This window comes from Candidatus Woesearchaeota archaeon, from assembly GCA_016180285.1.
Classification (GTDB): Archaea; Nanobdellota; Nanobdellia; order Woesearchaeales; family JACPBO01; genus JACPBO01.
Window position 1 is genome coordinate 1 of record JACPBO010000013.1, and the last position, 5,037, is coordinate 5,037.

Below are 5,037 nucleotides of genomic sequence, written 5' to 3' on the forward strand. Positions count from 1 at the left end.
GATTCCTCGCTTAAACCTCCTTCTATGCACTCCTTGAAGTTCTTGATAAGATCTTCCCTTTCAACCATTATTTATGATAAAAAACAGAGCAGTATTTAAGCTTTTTGGTTTATAATAAATTTCTTTTTAAATTAACCTTCATTATCTTCTGCGCCCGTAAGACCTCTGATCTCTTCTTTGCGGCCTTCTGAAATTTTCTGTCCGAATAGAAATTATTCTTTCCAGATAGGGCTTGTCTAATTTCTCAATCGAGAATGTGTGGTAATCGTTCATAACCCTGGAAAAGTTATCATAGTCATACTCGCTCAAAAGATTGATGGCCTTTCCTGATTCTCCTGCCCTGGCGGTCCTGCCTATTCTGTGGACATAGTCTTTCGAGTCTTTTGGGATGTCATAGTTATAGATGTGGGAAACATTGTCGATATGCAGGCCTCTTGCAGCCACATCAGTGCACACCAATACTCCGACTCTGGCATCATTGAACAGCCCGATAGTTCTTGTTCGGTTGTTCTGCGATAAGCCGCCATGGATCGCAATTGCATCAATCTTGTTTGCCTTGAGGTTTTTTACAACAAAATCAGTTGTTCTCCTTGTATTGCAGAAAACCATTACCAGCTTTGAATCTTCATTCTTCAATAAGTGCACAAGCAATGACAGCTTTATATTTCTTGGAACATCATAATAAACCTGCTTAAGCTTACTTGGATCAACCATATTGGCAGCTGAAACATCCACTGGATTTATCATGTACCTGTTGGCTAATTCTTTTACGCGCGTTGAAATTGTAGCGGAAAAAAACAAAGTCTGCCTTTTAGACGGGCATGCCCTGATAATCTGCTCTACATCCTCTATAAATCCCATGTCAAACATGCGGTCTGCTTCATCCAGCACCAATAATTTAACCTTTGACAGATTAATGGTTCTCCTCTGAAGATGGTCTAAGATCCTTCCAGGAGTTGCAACCACTACATTCGCCCTTGACAGCTCGCTGATCTGCGGGCTGATAGAAACCCCTCCATAAACAGAGATGATATTCAGCTTTTTATGGTATGAAATCCGCTTTAATGACTCTTTTACCTGCTCTGCAAGCTCTCTTGTCGGCGTGAGTATCAATGCCTGCAAGCCTGCTTCAGGGCTTATATGCTCTGCAATGCCGCAGCCAAAAGCCAATGTTTTTCCTGAACCAGTTGCTGATTCACCTATTACATCCTCTCCCGCCATAATATGGGGAATGGACTGTATCTGGATCTGAGTTGGCTCAGTAAATCCTAATTTTTTAATTGTTGCAGTCAGATGGCTGCTTAGCCCGAAATCTTCAAATAAATTCATTTTTTACCTCATGTATGTTATATGTTTATTCAGCACTTACCAGAAAAAGCGAAATGTTCATGACGATGATCAAGTGCTTTCTCGTAATAGCCAATGCTCTGTGTTTAATGCATTTGTGCTACTATATAAATCTTTCTATTTGCTGACTACTATATGGTAACTAATCGTTGTTCGTTGCAAGTCAGCGTTTTAACTCACTTAAACAATACACTCATATATCCGACAGAATTCCTATAATCTCCGACAACATCGCCTGATGTGTAATATCTCAATAATTCTGGCTTTGCCTGCTTGAGGCAGCCAAGCAGAACAGCAATTGGCATTGCGCCGCATATTGTTGCTCCTGTTGTCTGCACATAATTGCTAAAGCCTTTTGCGTCAAGGGTTTTAATGAATTCAAAGGCGCCAAGATCAAGCTTTTTCTGGCTTTCCGCAACATCTTTTGTGAACGGAACAAAGCCGTAATCAGGGCCGTAATGCGTGAAATCAGAGGAAATTATCAATGCAACCTTTTTATTTGAGTCCATGATAGTTTCTTTGAGGTCCAGAGCCAGTTTTTTAAGGTCTATGTCATGGCTTATGACAATTGGAAGAATCTTGATCTTATCTTCGAATCTTTTGTTGACAAACTGCAGAAAAGGAAGCTGTACTTCAAGGCAGTGCTCGCTTTCATGCGCAGCTTCGTTGACTTCAAGATCGCTTTTATTGAGCAGGCTTTTGGCAAAATTCTGGTCAATCCTTACCAAGCCAAGAGGAGTTTCTATGCTTTCAAGAGAAATGCCTGAACCATATCCGGAATGGCTTGGGCCTAGCAGAAGGTAAAGATCAGGAATTTCTGCCTCTCCGATCTCCTTGTAAGCCCATGCAGCGCAGGCTCCGGAATACGTGTAGCCCGCATGAGGAGCTATAATCGCTTTTACAAAGCCGCTTCTCCTGCTTATTGGCAGCGTTCCAGGACCGAATTTTGACAGAAAACAGTCCTTTAGCTGCCTTTCTAATGCAAAATTGTTCGCTTCATAAAATTGCCCTGCAAAAACAGCTTTCCTGGTCATATCGTTGATCACGGCTCTTTAGTATTTATATTTTTTCTTTTAAAAAACGACATTATCAGGAAAATAAAAAATAACAGTAACAAAAATACAAGGAACCAGCCGATTAATTTTTTTACAAAATCTCCCTCTTTGGGTGATTCGCCAAGCGCCAGGGCTTTTGTTTTGTTTAATGAATTATTTGAATTGGATGTTGTGTTTGAAATGTTGGCTGTTGAGTTGATGTTCCTGCTGGTGTTTGTTGCATTTGTCAGATTAATAAGCGTTGCATTTATTATTATGGTCTTATTTTCCGCCTTTGCAGCCAATGGCGTTGTTATGTTTCTGGTCTCGCTTATTACAAGGCTCTCTCCATAGAATCCAGAATAATATGCCTTTACACTTATGAAATTTGAAATATTCAGCTCTTCAAGGCTGAAATTTTTCCTGAATATGCTGAAATAGTATCCTGGCTCGATCATGTCAATGCTGAAATTATAACTGTTGCTGCTGAAAATAACAGAGGCATTTACATTTTTAAATGACAGCTTTGACTCGTTGTTTACAAGGCCGACTTCAGCATAAGTTTCATTAGTCTGGTTTTTTATCCGGTATATCACATTTAACTTTCTTGAAGAGACATTTAACTGGACTGCCTTTTCATTGATTGTCTGCGTAAAGCCGATCTTGAAAATGCCTTTTTCTTTTATTTCCTGCACGCCGCTTTTTATTGCGCGGAATATGATGTAAAACTGCTTTGCAGCGCTGTTGACAGCCAAAATGCCCTTCCAGCTGTTTCCGGACAAAAGAGGGGATTTTTCTAAAATTTCAATCCCGCCCGGCATGCTTAATGAAAAATCAACATCAATATCCCTCTCAGGGTCAATATTTGTCAAGTTTATGCTTAGATTCACTATGCCGCCGACATCCATGCTCTTGTTGTAGCCATTCAGCTGGTTTTTTATTTCAAGGTAATAATCTTTTACCCTTAAGCTGGCAGTTTTGGGAATGCTGATATTGCTTACTCCATCGCTATAATTCAGAACAGCAATGGCAGAGATCGTATCCGGCTGCAATGCCAGCAGCTCGAGAGAGCAGCCTGCTTTTTGATAGCTCAGCAGGCTTCCCTTCCATTCCACATAATCCCCTTTAAAATCGCAGCCCTGGATGTTCATTATTTTTACTGAAGAAGGAAAAGAGGCAGTGTAAACTATGTTTTCTGCTGATCTTGTTCCGTTGTTAAGGAATGTTGCATTAACAATGGACGTGCTGCCAACCTCAATCTCACTTTTGCTCAATCCTAATTTAAAATCAATATTTGCGACTTCAACAGAAATTACAATATGCGCTTCGTCATATTCTGTATAAGTTCCGTAGCTGCTCGGCCTGTGCGAGTCATAATAGCCGAAACGCGTTCCTGTGAAGCTTACAGTCATGCCGCCTTTTGTTTCACTCTGGATCTGCCTGACTATGAAAATCCGGCCATCTTCGAATTTTACAGATGCCAATGTCCTGCTGTCATCAAGAAAAAGCGTAAAACTTTCACCTGCTGCAGTTTTGCTGCTGTTTCCTGTGTAAAGCCAGCCGTCATAAACTGTTTTCTCCTGTGCAGATGCATTTTTTATTGATAGCAACAGGCCTAAGAAAAACAAAACAAATAATAAAATCCGAAAACAATATGCCTCTTTTTTAGCCATATTAAAAAATATGAAAGAAAGAGTATAAAAAATTAACTATTCTGAAGGCTGTTAAGTAAACGTCACTTGAAAGACAAAAAATATGCCCTTTCTAATAATTAATGCCTTCTATAAATCTATTGGCTTCCTCATCGAAAATTTTATCACGCATATGGCTTAATTTATGCTGTTCTTCACACCCTTCTTTTATATAGTTAAGCGCACTCATAATATAAAAATGGTCTTCTCTAACCCCTGCTGCAGAAAGAATTTCTTGTTGTTCTCCACTATCTGCTGCATGAGCTGCATCGGCCAAAGAATTCATAGAACTATCTCTAACAATAAAATCCACTGTCATTAAAAGTCCTGATCCTGGTTCAATAATTGCTGTTTGCGCCATTTCGTACATCTATAACTATTGCCAATTTAAATAATTTTTCATAGTTTTTCTGAACAAAATATCAAAAAAATAAAAAAATTTATATATTAGTTCATTCAGTCTAGCAATCCGATAATGGAAAATGAACAAGGAAACAGATGAAATTGACAAAAAAATTGTAAATCTTCTGCTTTTTGACGCAGACATTACGAACAGGGACATCGCTTCAAGATGCGGCATAGCTCTTGGAACAGTGAACAACAGGATAAAAAGATTAAAAAGAACAGGCATAATAAAGAAAAAGACAATCATAGTGGATTATGAAAAGCTGGGCTACACAATAGAAGTTCTAATTGCTTTAAAGATCAAAAAAGGCAGATTTTATGAAATAGTGAAGAAATTGGCTGCAGACCCGAATGTATTTCTGGTAATGGATATAACCGGCGATTATGACGTAGAAATCCTTGCAAGGTTCCATACAAAAAGGCAGCTGGACAGTTTTATCAAAAAACTGCAGCAGGAGCCAGATGTAGAGTCTACAAGGACAAGATTGATACTGAATATTTATAGAGAAAAAGAAATAAAGTAAATTCTGGCAGTAGTTTTTATGCTCTATCTAGATTGG

The 5,037-nt window shown here is 38.9% G+C and carries 5 protein-coding genes; 1 reads left to right on the top strand and 4 read right to left on the bottom strand.

The features are described from left to right. Positions 1-141: 141 nt before the first annotated feature. The 4 genes from HYU07_03545 to HYU07_03560 all read right to left on the bottom strand — a co-directional run bounded on the left by HYU07_03545 (position 142) and on the right by HYU07_03560 (position 4,433). Entirely contained in the window at positions 142-1,329 is a 1,188-nt protein-coding gene (locus tag HYU07_03545; protein ID MBI2129289.1) for a DEAD/DEAH box helicase, read from the bottom strand. 194 nt (positions 1,330-1,523) lie between these two features. Next, a complete protein-coding gene (amrB, locus tag HYU07_03550) occupies positions 1,524-2,381 on the bottom strand; it encodes an AmmeMemoRadiSam system protein B (protein MBI2129290.1) in 858 nt (285 codons plus the stop codon). 8 nt (positions 2,382-2,389) lie between these two features. Then, a complete protein-coding gene (locus HYU07_03555) occupies positions 2,390-4,054 on the bottom strand; it encodes a hypothetical protein (GenBank protein ID MBI2129291.1) in 1,665 nt (554 codons plus the stop codon). Positions 4,055-4,145: 91 nt separating this feature from the next. Further along, a complete protein-coding gene (locus HYU07_03560; protein ID MBI2129292.1) occupies positions 4,146-4,433 on the bottom strand; it encodes a hypothetical protein in 288 nt (95 codons plus the stop codon). A 121-nt stretch (positions 4,434-4,554) separates the two neighbouring features. Here HYU07_03560 and HYU07_03565 point away from each other — a divergent pair, with 121 nt between their 5' ends. Beyond that, a complete protein-coding gene (locus HYU07_03565; GenBank protein MBI2129293.1) occupies positions 4,555-5,001 on the top strand; it encodes an Lrp/AsnC family transcriptional regulator in 447 nt (148 codons plus the stop codon). The last annotated feature ends 36 nt before the right edge of the window (positions 5,002-5,037 follow it).